This window comes from Bacillus sp. RE35 (assembly GCF_052146655.1).
GTDB lineage: Bacteria > Bacillota > Bacilli > Bacillales > Bacillaceae_G > Bacillus_A > Bacillus_A cereus.
In genome coordinates this window covers 2,899,598-2,917,889 of record NZ_CP197377.1, presented here as the reverse complement: position 1 = coordinate 2,917,889, position 18,292 = coordinate 2,899,598, and the positions used below count along the sequence as shown (strand labels likewise).

Genomic DNA, 18,292 nt, shown 5'->3' with positions numbered 1-18,292 from the left:
TAAAAAGTTATACCTACTAAATACTGGACGAGTAAAAAAACGCTATTCTTTTTCTAGAATCATAGGAAAAGATAGCGTTTTTGTTTAATATACTCAAAAACAAAAATCTTTTGGTAAATTACCATTTTTAATAACTGTTCTTAACCCATGTTTTATAATCCAAGGATTAATAGGATGCTGTTTATCACGTAATTGCTGTAACCACTGAAAAACGAGTTCTTTATCTTCTTTCGTAATATCGTTAATATGATTGGCTACAGATTTTTGAACATATTTAGAAGGGTCATTCATTAATGGTTCAAGAAGTTGTAAATTGTACTGAAAATCACCTTTTAGAGCTCCTATTTTTTTAGCCCAAGGAAGCCTTGGTCTTGTACCTTCAGAAACTAATCTCCTAATGTGGCTGTTTTCGTCATGAATCCACTGTTGTAATATGTTTAGTGTATCTTCATGGTATGTTTCAAGAAAGGGCCGAATGGCATATTCAGCAGTATTCCTTTTCGTTATTTCATACATTGCATTAAACGAGATTTTAAAATCGTTAAGCCCATATTTTTCAACGTATTTTGCAACAGGCATGTACATATATCCATTTGTAAATGTGCCTACTTCGGTTGTATTTTCTGGTCCTAATGTTTTCAGTAATATATGTATTGCGGCATTAAAATCTTTTTGTAAAGCATTGTGTAATTCATCTGCAATTACTTCAATACGCTGTTTTAACTCTAAATTTTCAACTTTACAAGCTACAGAATCTACAAAGATGCTTTTAGAGAAACAAGGATCGTGTTTACAAATAGAATCAGCTATTTTTTCGGCTAATTCTTCATTAAATAAAAATTTTAACGGAACATATTTACCCATTTTTTCACCTCATTGGTCGGATAAACAATTTTTATTTTTTAATCGACAATCCATAAACCAAAGTCTCACTCGGAGTCGTAATACTAAAACCTGTCGTCTTATAATCAAGCTTCACTGTATCACCAGTGTAGTCTTTCGTAAATGAATCCATTTGTACGATAAGCTCCGCATCTTCATATACAACATCATCTGCGTTAAATGTATCCCAAATTAAATCGACATCAACGAAAATACTACAAGAGTTTGTCATTGTTCCTCTAATGCGAATGATCTTTTTGTCTTCACGTTCTAATCTATGTATAGCTGCTTTTGCTTCATCAGTAATGCGAATGTTCATTGTATCCCAACCTTTTATTTATATTTCTTCTATTATGGCAAAAACAGGAGCAATAGGGAAGGAAAGAGGTTTGCAACAAAAAACGAGCAAACAAATTTGTTTGCTCGTTTCACTTTATTTTAGTTCACATTTATCAAGTGGAATCACTTTTGTTTTTTTCGTAAATTTATATCCTAACCATAGTACTAAGAAGAGTGGTAAACCGATGTAAGAAACGAGTACGCCATTCCAATCGATTGATTCACCCATAAATGCGCCGTAGTTTTGTCCTAAAATTACGATGATACAAAGTGTAAATGCGAAGATTGGACCAAATGGGAACCATTTTGCTCTATATGGTAAGTCTTTCAAATCTTTTCCTTGTGCAATATATGCTTTACGGAAACGGTAATGACTAATTGCAATGCCGACCCATGCGATAAAGCCAGACATTCCTGATGCGTTTAATAACCAAATGTATACAACACCGTCACCGAATAAAGAAGCAATGAAAGCAATACTACCAACAATTGACGTTACGATTAACGCGTTAACAGGTACACCGCGGCTATCTAATTTACCAAGAAACTTTGGTGCTTTTCCTTGGCGAGCTAAATCCCAAAGCATACGAGTTGATGCATACATACCAGAGTTACCAGCAGATAGTACTGCCGTTAAAATAACAGCGTTCATAACAGAAGCAGCAAAGGCAACGCCCGCTTTTTCAAAAATAAGTGTAAACGGACTTACTGTAACATCACTTGCAGCAAGGCTTTCAGTTGTATAAGGAATTAATAAACCGATAACGAGAATTGCAAGGATATAGAATAAAAGAATACGCCAAAAGATTGAACGAATCGCTTTCGGAATATTACGCTCTGGATCAGAAGTTTCACCAGCAGCTACTCCTAATAGTTCAGTACCTTGGAATGAGAAACCAGCTGCCATAAACACACCGATAATTGCCATGATACCGCCGTTAAATGGTGCATCTGCAACAGTGAAGTTTTTAAATCCAACCGTTTCACCGCCCATAATTCCAAAAATCATCATGAAACCAACAATTAAAAAGATAATAATCGTAACTACTTTAATAAGTGCGAACCAATATTCAGATTCACCAAACCCTTTAACAGATAAATAGTTTAAAAGGAAAATAATAGCTAAACATAATCCGCTCCAAATAAGAGAAGGGGTATCTGGGAACCAAAATTTCATAATTAATGTTACGGCTGCAAGTTCAGCAGCAATCGTAATTGCCCAGTTATACCAATAGTTCCATCCAAGTGCAAAGCCAAGTGATGGATCAACAAATTTTGTTGCATACGTACTAAAAGATCCAGTAACAGGCATGTAAGCTGCAAGTTCAGCTAAGCTTGTCATTAAAAAATAAACCATAATTCCAATTGCGGCGTATGCAATTAATGCGCCACCAGGTCCAGCTGTATGGATGACACCACCGCTGGCAAGAAATAGTCCGGTACCAATTGTACCACCGAGAGAAATCATCGTAAGGTGACGAGATTTTAATCCGCGTTTTAATTCACCTTGTCCTTGTGTAGTTTGCGTTTTAGAGGTAGATTGATTTGTTGCGCTATTCATGTTCAACACTCCTTTTCTTGTAGGTTAGGAAGGAGCGGGGGAGAAAAATACAAAAAACCGCCAAAGGAATTTGGCGGAACGTTTCACAAATAACCACCCCATCATACCCTTCCGTTAAGATAGCACCCCACGTTTACACGGTAATTTTGTAAACGTGACAGTTCTGTTCCTTTCGGAGACAGCCCCAGCTCATATTTCCAGAGAAGAAATATAAACTTCGGCAACTTTTCCTTTCAAACGGAGTCAGCTGACATTCTCTGTGTCTCGTCCGTTTTACTATTAAAAGTCGCAACCTCTACCTCATCGGATTGATGAGGATTTATATATTGCTAAGATTTTTAATATATGGCAATTGTAATGACTTTCTGAATATATTGCAAGATATTTTGTTAGGAAAAGTCAAAAAATATCGGTTATTGTATAGGAAACGCTTGCAAAACTCCACCCGAACCTACTATTATGTAGCAATAAGCAAAGAAAAAATTGTTATACAAATGTTTCGCAAAAAATATTGAAAAACCCTCTAAATTAAAAGAAAATTCAGAAAAATATAATTCGACATAACTATCAAAAGAGGATTATTCCTTAAATTCGTTTCAAAGAATAAGCATAAATTTAACAAATAGAATGAATATTCTTTTTATTTTTAGTAAAATTGAGGTATTGTTTAATTGAAAAGGGGAAATCAAAATGAAATTAGAAACAGAAAGGCTCTATATAGTGCCGTGTACAGAAGAGAGGATTCAAGTCGCTAACGAGCAAGGATACAATAGCGGCCCGCATATTGTAGGGCATGTAAAGAATGTAAAAAAAGATGCAACTTTATTACCATGGGGGGCGTGGTATGTTCTTCGAAAAGAAGATGATAGCGTTTTAGGTGATATTGGGTTTAAAGGGAAACCAAACGAGAATCAAACAGTAGAAATTGGCTATGGATTCATTGAGAAATATTGGAATCAGGGCTATGCAACAGAAGCTGTAAAAGAACTAATCGATTGGGCTTTCAAAACAGGTGAGGTAGAAACAATAATTGCAGAGACACTTCTAGATAATTATAGTTCGATGCGTGTTTTAGAAAAGTTACATATGAAGAGAGTAAATGCTACAGAAATGATGATTAATTGGAAAATAGAAAAATAAAAAATACCGCTCTAAATTGAGCGGTATTTTTTATAGTTATGGTAGCATTTGCTTCTGATCATTCGGATACTCAGCCGTTGACGTATTAGGACGATTGGAATGATTACGAACAGCAATGAAAATAGAAATAATAACGACAAGACCAACTGCAACGTAAGAAAGTGAAATAATAGTTGGATCCACTTTAAATGTAGTAAGCAGTGTACGAATGTTTGTAAAGATAATAAGACCACCAACTAATACGCCAAGTAAATGAGAAGGAACGATGCGAACTAGCCATGCCGCGATTGGTGCCGCTACGATACCACCGAGCATGAGAGAAAATACCCAAACCCAGCTTACTTGTTCCCAGCCAAGTGAGATGAAGAAGCCGATTGTTGCAGCGAGTGAAACAGGAAATTCACTCGTATCTACAGATCCAATAACTTTTCTAGCTTCATTTCCTCTTGCTAGAAGAACAGGTGTCGTAATCGGCCCCCAACCACCGCCACCAGTTGAATCAACGAATCCAGCGAATAAACCAAGCGGCACAAGTTGTTTTGCAGACATACGCTTATTTGAAGTGACAATTTGTTTTTGAATGATGAATCGTAATAAAATATAAACCCCTAAAGTAAATAAAAATACGGAAATGTACGGTTTAATTACATCACCAGGTAAATTGCTTAAAAAACATGCCCCAACAAATGCGCCGATTGCCCCAGGTAATGTAAGCCTGGAAACTGTATATTTATCAACGTTTCCAAATTTGATATGAGATGCGCCAGAAGCTGCAGTTGTAACGACTTCAGCTAAATGAACCGATGCGGAAGCTACAGCCGGTGCAATACCAAACATTAATAATAGTGAAGTAGACGTTACCCCATACGCCATTCCGAGTGCTCCATCGATCAGTTGAGCGAAAAATCCAATAATAGCAAAGACAATTAATTTCTGCATAAATAATCCCCCTGTAATAATAAATGAAAAAGACACTTTTCCCGTATGAGAAAAGTGCCTTTGGTTTTTCCAATCAGCAATAATTAAATTTGTTTCATTATAATACATATTAATCGTATAAATCAACTAGGTTTTAAAGTTTTTGAATTGAATGAAAGAAAAATAAAATATACAATAAAAGGATGGAGAGAAAGGGGAGAAAGAATATGTTAGCATTTGATCATCTCGTTCACGCAGTGCAATGTACACCGGAGGAAGCGGCAAAACAAATGCAGGAGCTTGGATTTCATACTGTATTAGGCGGAGAGCATACTACTTGGGGTACTTGGAATAGTTTAAGTTATTTTGACTTATCATACATAGAATTTTTAGCAGTTCAGCATGAAGAAAAAGCGAAAGAAGCAGAAAATCCATTAGTACAAGAAACAGTGGTGAAACTACAAAATGGAGAAGGAATGCTACAAATCGCGATCCGAACAGATGCAATTGAGGAGCTAGCAGTTAACTTTAATAAGTACGGCTTACATACGATAGGGCCATTTGAAGGGAAACGCATGAGAAAAGATGGCCGGCTTTTAGAATGGAAAATGTTATTTGTTAAGCAAGAAGAGAACGGACCGAAATTACCTTTCTTTATACAGTGGAATGAAACGGACGAAGAAAGAAGAAACGATTTACGTAACAGTGGGATGATCACTGAACATAAAAACAAAGTGCAACAAATTGAAACGATTCATTACGCAGTAAAAAACGTTCGAGAAACAGTACGGAAATGGAAAAAAGTAATGGGACTATCTACAAGCTCAGTTGTGAAAAATGAAAAATGGAATGCTGAGAGTCAAAGTGTAGTGTTTGGAAATATTCATGTGCAGTTTTGTGAACCGATTGGAGAAGGGCTAGTACTAGAACATTTGAATAAGAATGGCGAATATCCATTTGCAGTAGAGTTTAAAGGTGGAAATAAACGAGAGCATGAAGTGCTAGGTAGTTTGTACATATATTAATAGAGGTGAACGTTGTGGAAGAAATGCTTAGGGAGATAGAGAGAATACTAGAATGGCCTCGTATTGTAAAGTGTACAGCTATTTCAAAAGGTTTCTCACATGAAGAGAAACATAAAATAGAATTAGAAAACAAAGTAACATATTTTGTAAAAGTATGTGATACAGTTCATTTTGAACGTAAACAAGAAGAATATACGTATATGAAACGATTAGAGTCATTACATATTCCAACACCCAAGTTAATTCATTTCATAATAATTGAGAAATTAAATAAATGTGTTCAAGTATTTGAATGGACCCGAGGTATAAATGGTGAAGAAGGTTTAACGAAGTTATCGGTGGAAGAACAGTATAAGGCAGGAAGAAAAGCAGGGGAAGTATTAAAGAGGATTCACTCAATTGAAAGAGAAAGTGCAAGTAATAAATGGGAAACATCTAGATGGAATAAATACGAAAGATACATAGAGGCACTAACAGATTACGAGGTGAATTTTCTGGATTTGAAGCCAGTATTAACCTTTGTAGAAAATCATAAAGATTTATTGGGAAATCGTCCAATAAGATTTTTACATGATGACTTCCATCCAGCAAATAGTATGATTCATAATAAGGAGTTTATCGTTATTGATTTTGGTGGATATGATTTTGGCGATCCAATACACGATTTTTATAATGTAGCGATTTTTACTACAAGAATAAGTAAACCATTTGCGGTTGGACAAGTTCACGGTTATTGCGGAGGCGAACCATCGCTTCATTTTTGGAAACTCTATACATTGTACGCCGCGATGACATTCCCAGCGGATATCGTTTGGACGAATCGAAGTACGCCGCATTTAGTAGATGATATGAAGGAAAGATTAAATGGAATAGTAGAAGATCATAATCATTTTTCATCTTATATTCCAAAATGGTACCAATCAAGTGAATGTAATAAATAGAGGAGGAATTTATATGGACAAAATAGCGGTAATTTCAGATATACATGGTAATATTCAAGCATTAGAATCCGTGTTGAATGATATTAAATTAAGAGGAATCGAGCGCATTATTTGTCTTGGAGATTTAGTAGGAAAAGGACCTCATTCCAGTGAAGCAATTGAAATCATTCGTAAAGAATGTGAAGTAGTCGTAATGGGAAACTGGGATGATTTTATTACAAAGCCGACTGAATTTGAAGCATTAAAATGGCATCAAAAACAATTATCGGAAGAACAAAATGATTATTTAAGAAGTTTACCATTTTCAATCGAATTTTTTATGAGTGGAAAACTCATTCGTATGTTTCACGCTTCACCGAGAAGTTTATATGAAAGAATTCAACCACACGCTTCAAGAGAAGAACGTATTAGTATGTTCGAAAATAGTGATCTGACAGAAAATATAGAAGGAGAAAGAAAACCAGATGTCGTTTGTTACGGTGATGTTCACCAAGCGTTCGTTCAAAATTTCAGAGGGAAAACGTTATGTAATGCCGGTAGCGTAGGAAACCCACTTGAAATAACGCAAGCTTCCTATTTAATATTTGAAGGAACATATAATGAAAAAGAAGCGGCGAGCTTTTCTATTCAACTTGTACGAGTACCGTATGATATTGAATTAGCTATCAGATTAGCAGAAGAACTCGAAATGCCAGAAATTGAAGAGTATAAGCAAGAGTTACGGACGGCCTTATATCGGGGGTTTAAGGGGAAGTAAGCTAATAATATATCAACGATTTTTCAAATATATCTATCATAACTTAAAATATATCAACGATTTTTTCGATATATCAACGATTCGACAAAGGATATCGATTTACCGACAAATAGTGACATTGATTGTTACTTATAATTATATTATGTAAACTAATTATAAAGGGAGATATCATGAACCGAAAACAACGAATCAAAGAAATTGCAGATCATATTGTAAAGCTAAACTTAACCTATCCAACAAGAGTTGGAGTAAGTGGTATTACAGCATCAGGAAAAACAACATTTGCAAACGAATTAGCGGAAGAAATAAAAAAACGAGGATTACCAGTAACACGCGCAAGCATTGATGATTTTCATAATCCAAGAGTGATTCGCTATGCAAAAGGAAAAGAATCTGCAAGAGGGTATTATGAAGATGCACACGATTATACAGCTTTCAAAGAAAGATTATTAATGCCTTTAGGACCTAACGGGACTTTACAGTATGAAACGATTTCTCATAACTTAATAACGGATATGTCTGTACATAATGAGCCGCTATTGGCCACGCAAAATATGATATTAATAGTAGATGGAACGTTTCTATTGAAAAAAGACGTTGCGTATTTATTTGATTACAAAATCTTTGTAGATACAAATTTTGAGATTGCGAGAAAACGTGGTGCGAAGCGGGAAACTGAAGCTTTTGGAAGTTATGAAGAAGCAGAGAAGATGTTTTTGAACAGATATCATGCGGCCTGTAAGTTGTATATAGATGAGCATAATCCAAAAGAGTGTGCGAATGTTATATTTAAGAATAGTGATTTAGGAAATCCAGAAGTTATATTTCATGAAAGAGCGTAATACATAATCAGAAATATATGTATAGCCTTTTGTTTATTGTTATAATTAAATTAATTTTATGAAGCAAATAAAAGGGGATAAGACAATAAAAAACGCAAAAAGGGGACAAGAAATATAATGAATGAAGTACTCGAACTAAAAGAAGAACTACTACAAATTAAAAATAACAATTATGCTGTACCAGAAGACGTAGATGCATATCCATATGCGCAATGGATGCTAGATTATATCGGATCACCTGATGCTGAATTACGTGATGATTTAATTTATAGTACGCTTCACACATGGATTACAAATGATGTATTTAGACAAAAAGAGTTAAGAGGATTAATGTTACAAGCAATTAGTCCTGATTATTTATTTTATAAAATTGGTGAAAAGGGAACAGACTCTGTATTTAAACGTGCATTCTCCGTATTAATTCCACCACTTATTTTATCTGTTCATGAAAGAGAACCGTTGTTATCGGAAGAACAATTGTACAGTGTGGCAGAACAAGTGTTGGAATATGTATATTTAGAAGAAGATGTAAGGGGCTACGTAGAAGGAAAAGGCTGGGCACACTCTACTGCACATGCAGCAGATGCGCTCGATGCGTTAGCACGTACAATCCAAAATCGTGAGTTCTCATATGCAATACTAGCTGCCGTTCGTCAGAAGGTCCGCTTACATGACTACGTATACCTTCACTTTGAGGATGAGAGATTAGTAGCACCAATTATGTCGTTACATAACCAAAAGCTTTTAACTGAAGAAGAGTGGAGCAATTGGCTACATAGTATAGCAACTGTTGAGGACATCCGACATCCGCAGCATGCTATTTTAGTACAAAATATTAGATCGTTCTTAAGAAGTTTATATTTCAGAGTTTTAGAGACAGAGGGTAGTACAGCCTTTACAGATGATATATTGGAGACTTTGAAGGGTTTGCGTAGATATTAAAATAATCCATAATTAGAAACAAAGAATACATGTTCATTTTGAAAAATTTATTAGAAATTTATTTTTACATTGTACCCTTTTAGTATAGGCTGAAAGGGGTGTCAAATGAAAAAATTATTAAAGTCAGTGAAAATAATATTTTTAATATGTATTAGTATGATTTTCTTTGGAACAGGAGCTGTATTTATATATCATAACTGTCAATTAAAAATGGAATCGAAATTAATGAACAATAAAGGTGAACTTGTTAATTTCGATAATAAAAAAGTGAATGTTTATAATGAGGGGAGCGGGGAAGATACGTTTGTATTTATGGCCGGATCTGGAATTGCCGCTCCTGTTTATGAGTTGAAAGGCTTATACAGTAAATTTTCGAAAGAAAACAAGATTTCTGTAATTGAGAGAGCTGGTTATGGATACAGTGATGTTTTTCAAGATGATAGAGATATTGATACGATACTAGAACAAACAAGAGAAGCGCTTATTCGAAGTGGGAATAAACCACCATACATCTTAGTACCACACTCTCTATCGGGTATTGAGGCCATTTATTGGGCACAAAAATATCCAAGTGAAGTAAAAGGGATTATTGCGTTAGATATTGGTTTACCTAAACAGTACGTGACTAATAAAATAGGTATGGTTGATTCATTAAAAATAAAAGGGATGAATATTTTAACGAAAATTGGTTTTCAGAGATTAGCTCCCTCTATTACTTATAATCCCGAAGTCATTCGTCAATCCTTTTTAAACGAACAGGAAAAAGATGTTTATAAAGCGCTTACGTATAAGCGGGCTTTTAATGATGATATGAAGCAAGAACTTTTACAAAGCTACAATAACGGTAAAAAATCAAATTCTTTATCGATCCCAAAAGAAACACCTATGTTATTTATAGATGCGATTGCTAGGCAATATAAAGATTCGAAGTATACAAAGCAAAAAAACAAAGATTATAAGGAGTTTGCTAGCAAGTTATTAATAGCTGATGTGAAAATAATTGAAGGTACACATAGTATTTATTTATATGCTCCTGATGAAATATACAAAATTGCTATGGATTTTATTAAGAATAAAGTAGTGAAGAACTAAGCAATTGTTATTTTAGTGATGAAAGGTCTACATAATGAAAGTATATAACATATTAATTGTTGAAGACGATTTAATTATAGGAGATTTATTACAAAAAATTTTACAGTGTGAGAAGTATAATGTGTATTGGGAGAAAGAGGGAAGGAAAGTTCTTGATATAATTCATGAAATAGATTTAGTCGTAATGGATGTTATGTTACCAGGCGAAGATGGTTATCAAATTACAAAGAAAATAAAAAATCTAGGATTAAATATTCCAATTATATTTCTATCAGCAAGGAATGATATGGATAGTAAACTAAAAGGTTTAACTATTGGAGAAGAATACATGATAAAACCTTTTGACCCTAGAGAGTTGTTGTTAAGGATTCAGAAAATGTTAGGTAATCAATATGGTACGTTCACGCAAATTAACCATGTATTTATAGATGCAGAATATAAAAGAGTTTTTATTAATGATTTGCGTAATGAAGTTGCTTTTACAGCAATTGAACGTAAAATATTCTTCTATTTATATGAAAATAGAGATAGAATTTTATCGAAAGAGCACTTCTATGATTACCTATGGCAACTCGAAGATAGAAATCAAAATATCATGAACGTACATATAAAGAAAATCAGAACCAAAATTGATGATAAAACAGGTGATATTATTCAGAACATATATGGAGAAGGGTATAGATTAAATACCTATATGAAGAAATGAACTTAAAGAAAAAATATCAGTTACTATTATTCTCCGCTATTATTAGCGTACCACTGTTATTGTTGTTGATTAGTATCTTTGTATCAGTTATTTATAATGCTGTCTTTAAAACTAAAAATAAGAACATCCCTTTTCACGAATCCTATGCATATCCTACTATGTTAATCATATTTTTGTTATCACTATTAGTATTAGCTTTTGTATTTTCAAGGTCGATTAACACCGTATTAAATAAAATTAATATATTAAATCAAACAATTCGAGATTTGGCGAGTGATAAAAAAATCCCTAATATAATAGATGTTAAAAGCGATGATGAAATGGGAGAACTGATTAAATCAGTAAACTTGCTTATAGAAAGAACAACTTATCGAGAATTGGAACTACAACAACAGGAACAAATAAAAAAGGAACTATTAAATAAATTACGGCATGATATTAATACACCCTTAACAGCGGTCAGATTACAATTATATTATTTAGAAGGTGAGTACAAGGAACAAGCACCAGTACTTGAATCACTGTATGAGCAGATACAATATATAAGTGATTTAACTAACGAATTTAATATGCAATCTACCGAAACCTTAGAGAATACTTATATTGTGCATGATGAAGTGAATATACATAATTTAATAGAAAATATGATTAAAAAATGGAGCTATTTGTATAACATTCATAAAATTGAATTAGTATATAATCCACAAGATAAAGAGTTGATATGGAATAGTAATGAGTTATGGATTCAAAGGCTATTTGATAATATTTTTCAAAATGTCCTTAAACATTCAAAAGCTAAAAAACTTAAAATCATTATAGATGAAGATATTGTTTATTTTAGAGATAATGGGATTGGGTTCGATATAAATAGTAAAGGAACAGGACTTGGTTTGAAAAATATTGAAGATATATCAAAGATGTTTGATATAAAATACACTTTACAATCAAATAGTGAGGGGACAATGTTTTCATTTGAAAATACTAAAGTTTAGAGAAAATTACATAAAACCAATACCTCCCAACCATACTAATAAAATGTGTTGGAGGTGAGTTTAATGGACAAAAAAGATTTTGAAAAAGTGTATAATGATTATTTACATCAAGGGGAAGAGCAAGCTCAATTTGAAATAGCTCAGGAAGTTACTTCAGGAGCAGAACAAATTGTTGCTGTTCGTAAAAATGATGAAGGTGATTTGATTGCTTTTAAAACAAGTAGCGGGAGAGAGTTAGATTATATGACTGCTCTTAATGAAGCGAAATCAGGGAAGTTAGCTCATGTGGACGTATTTCATAAGTATGGCAGAGATATTATACGTAGTGAACCGGATGGAATAAAAGAAAATAACTTAGATAATTTACCTTCATTTTAAACGGGTAAACCTCAAGAAGAGAATGTTCATTTGGATATTCTCTTCTTTGTTTTGCGAAGTTTTCCTAGCAAATAGACGATTCATTTTTAAAGAGCGATCATACTTTTAAAGAGCGCTCTAAATTTCTCTTTATCTTCTGCTGTAAATGGTTTCGGTCCTTTTGTACGCTTACCACTTTTTCGAACCATTGCACTTAAATATCGTGTTTGTAACAATTGTTCAATGTTATCATTCGTATACTTATAGCCTTTATGGTGTAGTACGATACAGCCTTTTGCTAAAGCGAGCGAAGCAAGACCGTAATCTTGTGTTACGATTAAATCTTCTTTTTTTGCTAACTGCATAATTCGGTAATCAGCAGCATCTGCTCCGGAATCAACATATATTGTTTCCACACCTTTCGGCTGCTCTGCATTAGAATAATGAGAAAAACTAGTAACGAGTGTAACAGGAATTTCCGCATTCGTAGCTTCAAAAATAATTACATCTTTTACAGGACAAGCATCTGCATCAACGTAAATTTTCATTTTTATCACTCCTATAAATAGGTTCGTGTTGATAATAATGGTAGATTTAGGTTTTGTCAAATGAGTAATATCTTCCTCAATTTAATACGTATGTATTTTTATAAAATAAACGGATATTTCGAACTAAATAACGAATGTACTATAGATTTTAATAAGTGGTTATATGTAGTGATGTGAAAATTTCTTAATACGAAAGTATTAGGAAGTTTTATTTGAATTTCATTCTGCGGATTGATTTTTAATAGTGTTTATTTGGATAAAATAGCAATAGAATATATATAAATAAAATGTATTTTAAATTAGAGGATCATTTCATGTTACTGCTCTATGCAATGGTTTCAAAAGATAAGTAAGTCTGAAATTAATCAGGAGGGCCGAATGAGGAGTTTCGATTTATCACAAACAACTATTAATATATCAAAAAATGATCTTATTTATAAAACGAATGATAATAAGTATTGGGTGTATGAAGTGATTTTTCAATCGCATGAAGGCATACCACCTCATAGCCATCCATTTGGAGAAGATTGTGCAGTTGTGTTGTCAGGTCATTTGGATTATTATATTTCAAATAAAATAATGATTCGTGCATCAAAAGGAGAGATTGTGTTTGGGTGGAAGAACCATATACATGGCTATAAAAATAATGAAACAGAACCCTTGCATCTATTAATTTTCGTTGCGCCGAATAAAATTGGGCTAGAATATTTACCTGATGATGATTCAAAAATTGTGCACGTACCGGAAGAAAAGCGAATAATGAAGCTTTCCGAATATCAAGTAGTACATTCCCCTTTTTCTTCTTTTGAAAGAATAAAAATAGATGGTGAATATTCAGAAGCATATAATGAGAATGGACTTATGGTGTTTATTGATATCGAAAATAAACAAATGTATATATTTGAGGGTGAGAATGTGGAGATAAAAACTTCAAATCCCATAGTATTTATTAAGTATACAGCTAGATTGTGAGAATGGAGAGTTGCTTTTCTGTATTTATAATAGATATGTAGTTAAGAATATTAAAGAGGAATATTTTACAGAAAATAGGGGATGAGTTTTATTATTTAACTTGTAGACAACGAAATAGAAATGACCATTTATTGAGGAGAGCGATATTTATATGCAGTTATATTTTTATAATGAAAACTTCAGAAATATAATAAATCAATATACATTGTCAGAAGAGCAGCTTTGTTATACAGGTTTACCCAAAAAGCTTGTAAAACTATCGAGTGAGGATTCAGATCGGCATTCAATTTTAGCTATGAAAGATAATGAGCTTGTAACGTTTTTTGTTTTACATAAAAATGACGGGGTTAAACCATATACAAATAATGAAAAATCTATTTTAATAAGAGCATTTTCAACAGATTTTCACCATCAAGGGAAAGGATATGCAAAACAAGCTTTAAAGATATTACCTGACTTTGTCCGAAATAACTTCTTAGGTATAAATGAAATTATTTTAGCAGTAAACGTTAAAAATGTAGCTGCACAATCTTTATATGAAAAATGTGGTTTTTGTGATAATGGGGTTAGAAGGATGGGGCGGAAAGGTGAATTAATCATAATGAGTTACAATTTATAAGAATCATTCTTAGAAGTAGGGAAGAAAGATAAAGAAAAACGAAAAATTTCGAAAAGAAAGCCCCTGTATCAATCATCAGGAGCTTTCTTATAATTTAATTTTGGAATGAAGCTTCTTTTCATTATTTTTTGCTTACTTATTATCTGGAGTTAATGAATAAAGAAGTTTTAAATGTATTAAAAAGTTATTTTATTTCCCACAAACCAAAATAGCCTCCCGCAAACGAGAAATACCTTCCTCAATTTGACTAATATTCACTTTTCCATAAGATAAACGTATATAACCATCTTTTGCGCCGAAAATACTACCTGGCATAAAAGCAATTTCTTGTTTTAAACTTTGCATAATAAGTTGTTTTTCGTTTATCGGTTCTTTTAATTTTCCCCATATGTATATTCCACCGGTCGGATTTGAAAAAGAGATTTTATCATGAAGTTGCTCGTTTAGAGCGTGGACGATAACGTCTCTTTTTTCTGCTAGTTGTTTTCGTAACGGTACGATATGCGACTGAAATGGTACAGTTTCAAAAAATTGTTGCATAAGCCACTGTGGGAAAATGCTCATACCTAATTCCATTTGGTGCCTTGCGTCGGATAACCTTTCTACTACAGACTGCGGGGCAACGAGCCAACCAACTCGTAAGCCTGGTGCAATCATTTTTGATAAAGAATGTACATAAATGACAGTTCCATTTTCATCAATTGATTTCAAAGTAGGGCAAGGTTGTTTCTTTTCTAGCGTAAGTAAACTAGACGGATCATCTTCCACAATCGCAATTCGTAAGTCTGCACAAAGTGATAATAGTTTTTTTCTACGGTTTGGATGAAGCATCGTCCCCGTAGGGTTTTGGAAATTTGGATTTAAAAAAATCATTTTAATGCGGTGCTTTCTATATAACTCCTGTACATCATCTGGGTTAATGCCGTGTTCATCAACAGGTAATGGGAAAATACGAATACCTGCTGATTGGAATAGAGGCAGGGAATAACAGTGTGAAGGACTTTCGAAAGCAACAGCATCACCTGGATTTAATAAACATTGCACGATAAGGTGAAGTGCTTGCTGTGCGCCAGATGTAATCATAATGGATTGTTCAGTCGCCTCAACTTTTAAATATTCCTTCATATATTTTACGACCGCTTGTCTTAGCGGGAGATAGCCTTGCGGATGATCGTAACTTAATGAATGCGTTAACGGTTGTTCACGTAAAATCGCTTGTAGTTGATTGTGGGGATAAAGATTACAACCGAGCTCTCCGTTTGCAAAATCAATAATATTTTCATTTTGTTGTACTTCTGCCCGAATATGGCGAAGTAGTGGTAAGTTTGGTAAAAAAGTACCACCTTCTACGAAATTTCTCCAGTTCGGCGTTAATGTTGGAGAAACACCCCACATATGTGTACTCACGCGTGTTCCTTTACCAGTCGTACTCTCTACAATTCCCATAGCACGTAGTTCATTATAAGCAGTCGTTACTGTACTTCTGTTTACATTTAACTGCGTAGCTAATTTCCGTTCTGAAGGGAGGAAGCTTCCGGGAGGAAGTTCTCCATATGTAATACGTTTTTCAATAAAGTCAACAACTTGCTGATAAATAGGGATTTTACTGTCACTATCTAGTTTCCATTCCATAAAAAACGCCTCCGTATCTCTTATATACATCAAGTATAGCAAATTGGCTGGGTAAAAAAACAGCCAATTGGACGGTGTTATATCCAGCCAATTTTACTATGCTAAATAGGGAAGGGGAGATTCGGATGAAACGATGGCAAATGGAATGGCTCCTAGTATCAGTTGCATTAGTATGGGGAGCAAATTATACAATAGGAAAGTATGGAGTGGCATTTATGTCATCCATTCAATTTAATAGTTTACGATTTTTAGTAGCATCACCGGTATTATTACTTATCACTTTTATGATGGAACGCTCATTACGTATTGAAAGAAAAGATTGGTTACGATTAGTAGCAGTTGGTATCGTTGGTACAACAATGTATCAAACGATGTTTATGCTATCTGTGAAATATACTTCAGCAACAAACGCCTCATTATTAATTGCAATGTCACCTATTTTTACAGGGATATTAGCAGTATTGCACAAACAAGAACGTTTTTCGATGAAAGTACAAACTGGTTCAATAGTGGCCTTTGTTGGTGCAGCATTCGTTTTATTAACAGGGCATACAGGAGGAGCTACTTACGAATATGCGTGGCTCGGAAACATAATTGGATTAGTCGCAGCGATTGCGTGGGGATGGTACCCAATATTAGCGCAACCTCTTATAACAAAATATTCCGCAATGAGAGTCACATCTTGGTCAACTTTAATTGGAATTGTACCTCTCGTTGTATATTGTTTATTCAACGTAAATACATTAACGTGGCCAGTAGACATGCCAAGCTGGGGGTCTCTAGCATATTCAATCGTCTTCGCGACAATCTTCGGACTTGCAATGTGGTATGTCGGTATTAGTAAAATAGGCTCAACGAAAGTAATGGTTTATATGTATCTTGTACCATTGTTCGCAGTTATCTTCGCGGCAGTAACTATCGGAGAGCAAATCAACATGATGCAACTCGTTGGCGGACTTATAATCTTTATCGGCTTATATGTTGTAAAAAAGGGTGGAATTCAAAAGCCAGCTCTCAATTTGAAAAAAGTAAGTTAACAATAAAAAGGATCTCTTTCATATAGAAGGAGATCCTTTTGGTTTTTGTAATAAAAGCGCTTGTTCAACAGCCCATTTTTGATGATCATGAATGAGAAGCTCTACAGCAAGTAAAGGAGACATCCACCGCAAAACATGATCTTCCTCACAGTTTTCAGTTTGTGTCTGCACCATGTTCGCAATATAAAAAAATCCATCGTTTAAATAATATGTATCTTCTTTTTCCGCATAAAAATATCGCATTGCATTACCGATATATTGATTAGTTTCAATTGCCCATCCTAATTCCTCTAGTAGTTCACGATGTAAGCATTCATCTTTTGTTTCGGTACCTTCCATACCGCCACCAGGTAAAAAATAACGGTCTCCTTTTTGGATAATAGCAATGTTTGAAGAAGTTGAGTTAAAAATAATTGCATAACAACTAGGTCGTAATACATATTGCTCAGTAGGCTTTTTATAACCAAAAATAAGTTTAGATATCATAAAACACGTCACCTCTCTATAAAATACACAAAAGGAATAATAAGGTAAAAACAGAATTGTATAAGTATAATCTTACGAGATTGGAGTGATAACAAAATGATAAATCGAAAGTGTTCGCGCTGTAAAGAAATTACAGGTACATTGCACGGTGGTAAAAAAATTAAGGAAGAATTTCTATGTGAGGACTGTTTACAAAAAGGAATTGCGAGTGGAGAAATCGAATTATCACAAGTGGAAGAAAAACAAACTTCGTATCTTTCTATAAAAATATTCAAAATAATGAGTGTGATTTATTTAATAGGATCTATTTTAATGGCTTTTTCAACTGGTCCGTTTATACATAATATAGGATTTGATGAAATGCCCATTTCAGGGCCAGAATTAGGTTTAATAAGTATTGTTATGCTAGGTTCTATATTTCAGTCAGTTCTCGTATTTTGCGGGATATGGGTATTCATCCTATTAGTAGAAACAGTCATTAAAATTTATGAAAAAATGAAGTGA

At 33.8% G+C, this 18,292-nt stretch carries 21 protein-coding genes and 1 riboswitch; of the genes, 14 read left to right on the top strand and 7 right to left on the bottom strand.

Annotation, left to right across the window (positions count from 1 at the left end):
* Nucleotides 1-93 precede the first annotated feature (93 nt).
* The 3 genes from ACTL4X_RS15130 to ACTL4X_RS15120 form a co-directional block, all read right to left on the bottom strand.
* Nucleotides 94-864, bottom strand: a complete 771-nt coding sequence (locus ACTL4X_RS15130; RefSeq protein ID WP_000521693.1) for a DNA alkylation repair protein — start codon at nucleotides 862-864, stop codon at nucleotides 94-96.
* 31 nt (nucleotides 865-895) lie between these two features.
* Entirely contained in the window at nucleotides 896-1,201 is a 306-nt protein-coding gene (locus ACTL4X_RS15125) for an iron-sulfur cluster biosynthesis family protein (RefSeq protein WP_002026004.1), read from the bottom strand.
* A 114-nt stretch (nucleotides 1,202-1,315) separates the two neighbouring features.
* Complete coding sequence (locus ACTL4X_RS15120) at nucleotides 1,316-2,782, bottom strand: amino acid permease (RefSeq protein WP_001083395.1); 1,467 nt, start codon at nucleotides 2,780-2,782, stop codon at nucleotides 1,316-1,318.
* Nucleotides 2,783-2,894: 112 nt separating this feature from the next.
* Nucleotides 2,895-3,088: riboswitch (Lysine riboswitch) on the bottom strand.
* A 384-nt stretch (nucleotides 3,089-3,472) separates the two neighbouring features.
* Between ACTL4X_RS15120 and ACTL4X_RS15115 the strand changes: the two genes are divergently transcribed.
* The gene (locus ACTL4X_RS15115) at nucleotides 3,473-3,922 is read left to right on the top strand and encodes a GNAT family N-acetyltransferase (protein ID WP_000764606.1); all 450 of its coding nucleotides are present in this window, start codon (nucleotides 3,473-3,475) and stop codon (nucleotides 3,920-3,922) included.
* Nucleotides 3,923-3,958: 36 nt separating this feature from the next.
* On the opposite strand, the gene ACTL4X_RS15110 is transcribed toward ACTL4X_RS15115, so the two are convergent.
* Nucleotides 3,959-4,969, bottom strand: coding sequence for a sulfite exporter TauE/SafE family protein (locus ACTL4X_RS15110; protein WP_002024365.1), 1,011 nt, complete (start codon nucleotides 4,967-4,969; stop codon nucleotides 3,959-3,961).
* A gap of 98 nt (nucleotides 4,970-5,067) precedes the next feature.
* On the opposite strand from ACTL4X_RS15110, the gene ACTL4X_RS15105 reads away from it, so the two are divergent.
* From ACTL4X_RS15105 to ACTL4X_RS15065, 9 genes are all read left to right on the top strand, one after another.
* Nucleotides 5,068-5,865 (top strand): VOC family protein, encoded by a 798-nt coding sequence (locus ACTL4X_RS15105; protein WP_000879126.1) that lies wholly within the window; start codon nucleotides 5,068-5,070, stop codon nucleotides 5,863-5,865.
* Nucleotides 5,866-5,879: 14 nt separating this feature from the next.
* Entirely contained in the window at nucleotides 5,880-6,806 is a 927-nt protein-coding gene (locus tag ACTL4X_RS15100) for an aminoglycoside phosphotransferase family protein (protein WP_086401660.1), read from the top strand.
* Between the two features lie 13 nt (nucleotides 6,807-6,819).
* On the top strand, nucleotides 6,820-7,563 hold the full coding sequence (locus tag ACTL4X_RS15095) for a metallophosphoesterase family protein (protein WP_000357656.1): 744 nt from the start codon (nucleotides 6,820-6,822) through the stop codon (nucleotides 7,561-7,563).
* Nucleotides 7,564-7,733: 170 nt separating this feature from the next.
* Nucleotides 7,734-8,405: a uridine kinase gene (locus ACTL4X_RS15090; protein ID WP_086401662.1), complete on the top strand. Its 672-nt coding sequence runs from the start codon at nucleotides 7,734-7,736 to the stop codon at nucleotides 8,403-8,405.
* A gap of 117 nt (nucleotides 8,406-8,522) precedes the next feature.
* The gene (locus tag ACTL4X_RS15085) at nucleotides 8,523-9,347 is read left to right on the top strand and encodes a DUF2785 domain-containing protein (protein ID WP_071740773.1); all 825 of its coding nucleotides are present in this window, start codon (nucleotides 8,523-8,525) and stop codon (nucleotides 9,345-9,347) included.
* Between the two features lie 105 nt (nucleotides 9,348-9,452).
* Nucleotides 9,453-10,439 carry an alpha/beta fold hydrolase gene (locus ACTL4X_RS15080; protein WP_000734905.1) on the top strand — a complete coding sequence of 329 codons (987 nt, stop codon included), beginning with the start codon at nucleotides 9,453-9,455 and terminating at the stop codon, nucleotides 10,437-10,439.
* Nucleotides 10,440-10,473: 34 nt separating this feature from the next.
* A complete protein-coding gene (locus tag ACTL4X_RS15075; RefSeq protein WP_000870354.1) occupies nucleotides 10,474-11,145 on the top strand; it encodes a response regulator transcription factor in 672 nt (223 codons plus the stop codon).
* Nucleotides 11,142-12,137 (top strand): sensor histidine kinase, encoded by a 996-nt coding sequence (locus ACTL4X_RS15070; protein ID WP_016124792.1) that lies wholly within the window; start codon nucleotides 11,142-11,144, stop codon nucleotides 12,135-12,137. Before ACTL4X_RS15075 ends, ACTL4X_RS15070 begins: the two co-directional genes overlap by 4 nt.
* 63 nt (nucleotides 12,138-12,200) lie before the next feature.
* Complete coding sequence (locus tag ACTL4X_RS15065; protein WP_000358161.1) at nucleotides 12,201-12,515, top strand: DUF3892 domain-containing protein; 315 nt, start codon at nucleotides 12,201-12,203, stop codon at nucleotides 12,513-12,515.
* 86 nt (nucleotides 12,516-12,601) lie between these two features.
* On the opposite strand, the gene ACTL4X_RS15060 is transcribed toward ACTL4X_RS15065, so the two are convergent.
* Nucleotides 12,602-13,042 carry a YaiI/YqxD family protein gene (locus tag ACTL4X_RS15060; protein ID WP_000708761.1) on the bottom strand — a complete coding sequence of 147 codons (441 nt, stop codon included), beginning with the start codon at nucleotides 13,040-13,042 and terminating at the stop codon, nucleotides 12,602-12,604.
* A 378-nt stretch (nucleotides 13,043-13,420) separates the two neighbouring features.
* Here ACTL4X_RS15060 and ACTL4X_RS15055 point away from each other — a divergent pair, with 378 nt between their 5' ends.
* Nucleotides 13,421-14,014, top strand: a complete 594-nt coding sequence (locus ACTL4X_RS15055; protein WP_001255985.1) for a cupin domain-containing protein — start codon at nucleotides 13,421-13,423, stop codon at nucleotides 14,012-14,014.
* Between the two features lie 151 nt (nucleotides 14,015-14,165).
* Nucleotides 14,166-14,633, top strand: coding sequence for a GNAT family N-acetyltransferase (locus ACTL4X_RS15050; protein WP_001177778.1), 468 nt, complete (start codon nucleotides 14,166-14,168; stop codon nucleotides 14,631-14,633).
* Nucleotides 14,634-14,822: 189 nt separating this feature from the next.
* On the opposite strand, the gene pdxR is transcribed toward ACTL4X_RS15050, so the two are convergent.
* Nucleotides 14,823-16,265, bottom strand: coding sequence for a MocR-like pyridoxine biosynthesis transcription factor PdxR (gene pdxR, locus ACTL4X_RS15045; protein WP_000454943.1), 1,443 nt, complete (start codon nucleotides 16,263-16,265; stop codon nucleotides 14,823-14,825).
* Nucleotides 16,266-16,390: 125 nt separating this feature from the next.
* Between pdxR and ACTL4X_RS15040 the strand changes: the two genes are divergently transcribed.
* Nucleotides 16,391-17,302 carry a DMT family transporter gene (locus ACTL4X_RS15040; protein ID WP_086401663.1) on the top strand — a complete coding sequence of 304 codons (912 nt, stop codon included), beginning with the start codon at nucleotides 16,391-16,393 and terminating at the stop codon, nucleotides 17,300-17,302.
* Nucleotides 17,303-17,320: 18 nt separating this feature from the next.
* Here ACTL4X_RS15040 and ACTL4X_RS15035 read toward each other — a convergent pair whose 3' ends face one another.
* Nucleotides 17,321-17,788, bottom strand: coding sequence for an NUDIX hydrolase (locus ACTL4X_RS15035; protein ID WP_071740771.1), 468 nt, complete (start codon nucleotides 17,786-17,788; stop codon nucleotides 17,321-17,323).
* A 96-nt stretch (nucleotides 17,789-17,884) separates the two neighbouring features.
* Here ACTL4X_RS15035 and ACTL4X_RS15030 point away from each other — a divergent pair, with 96 nt between their 5' ends.
* Complete coding sequence (locus ACTL4X_RS15030; protein ID WP_000610488.1) at nucleotides 17,885-18,292, top strand: DUF3980 domain-containing protein; 408 nt, start codon at nucleotides 17,885-17,887, stop codon at nucleotides 18,290-18,292.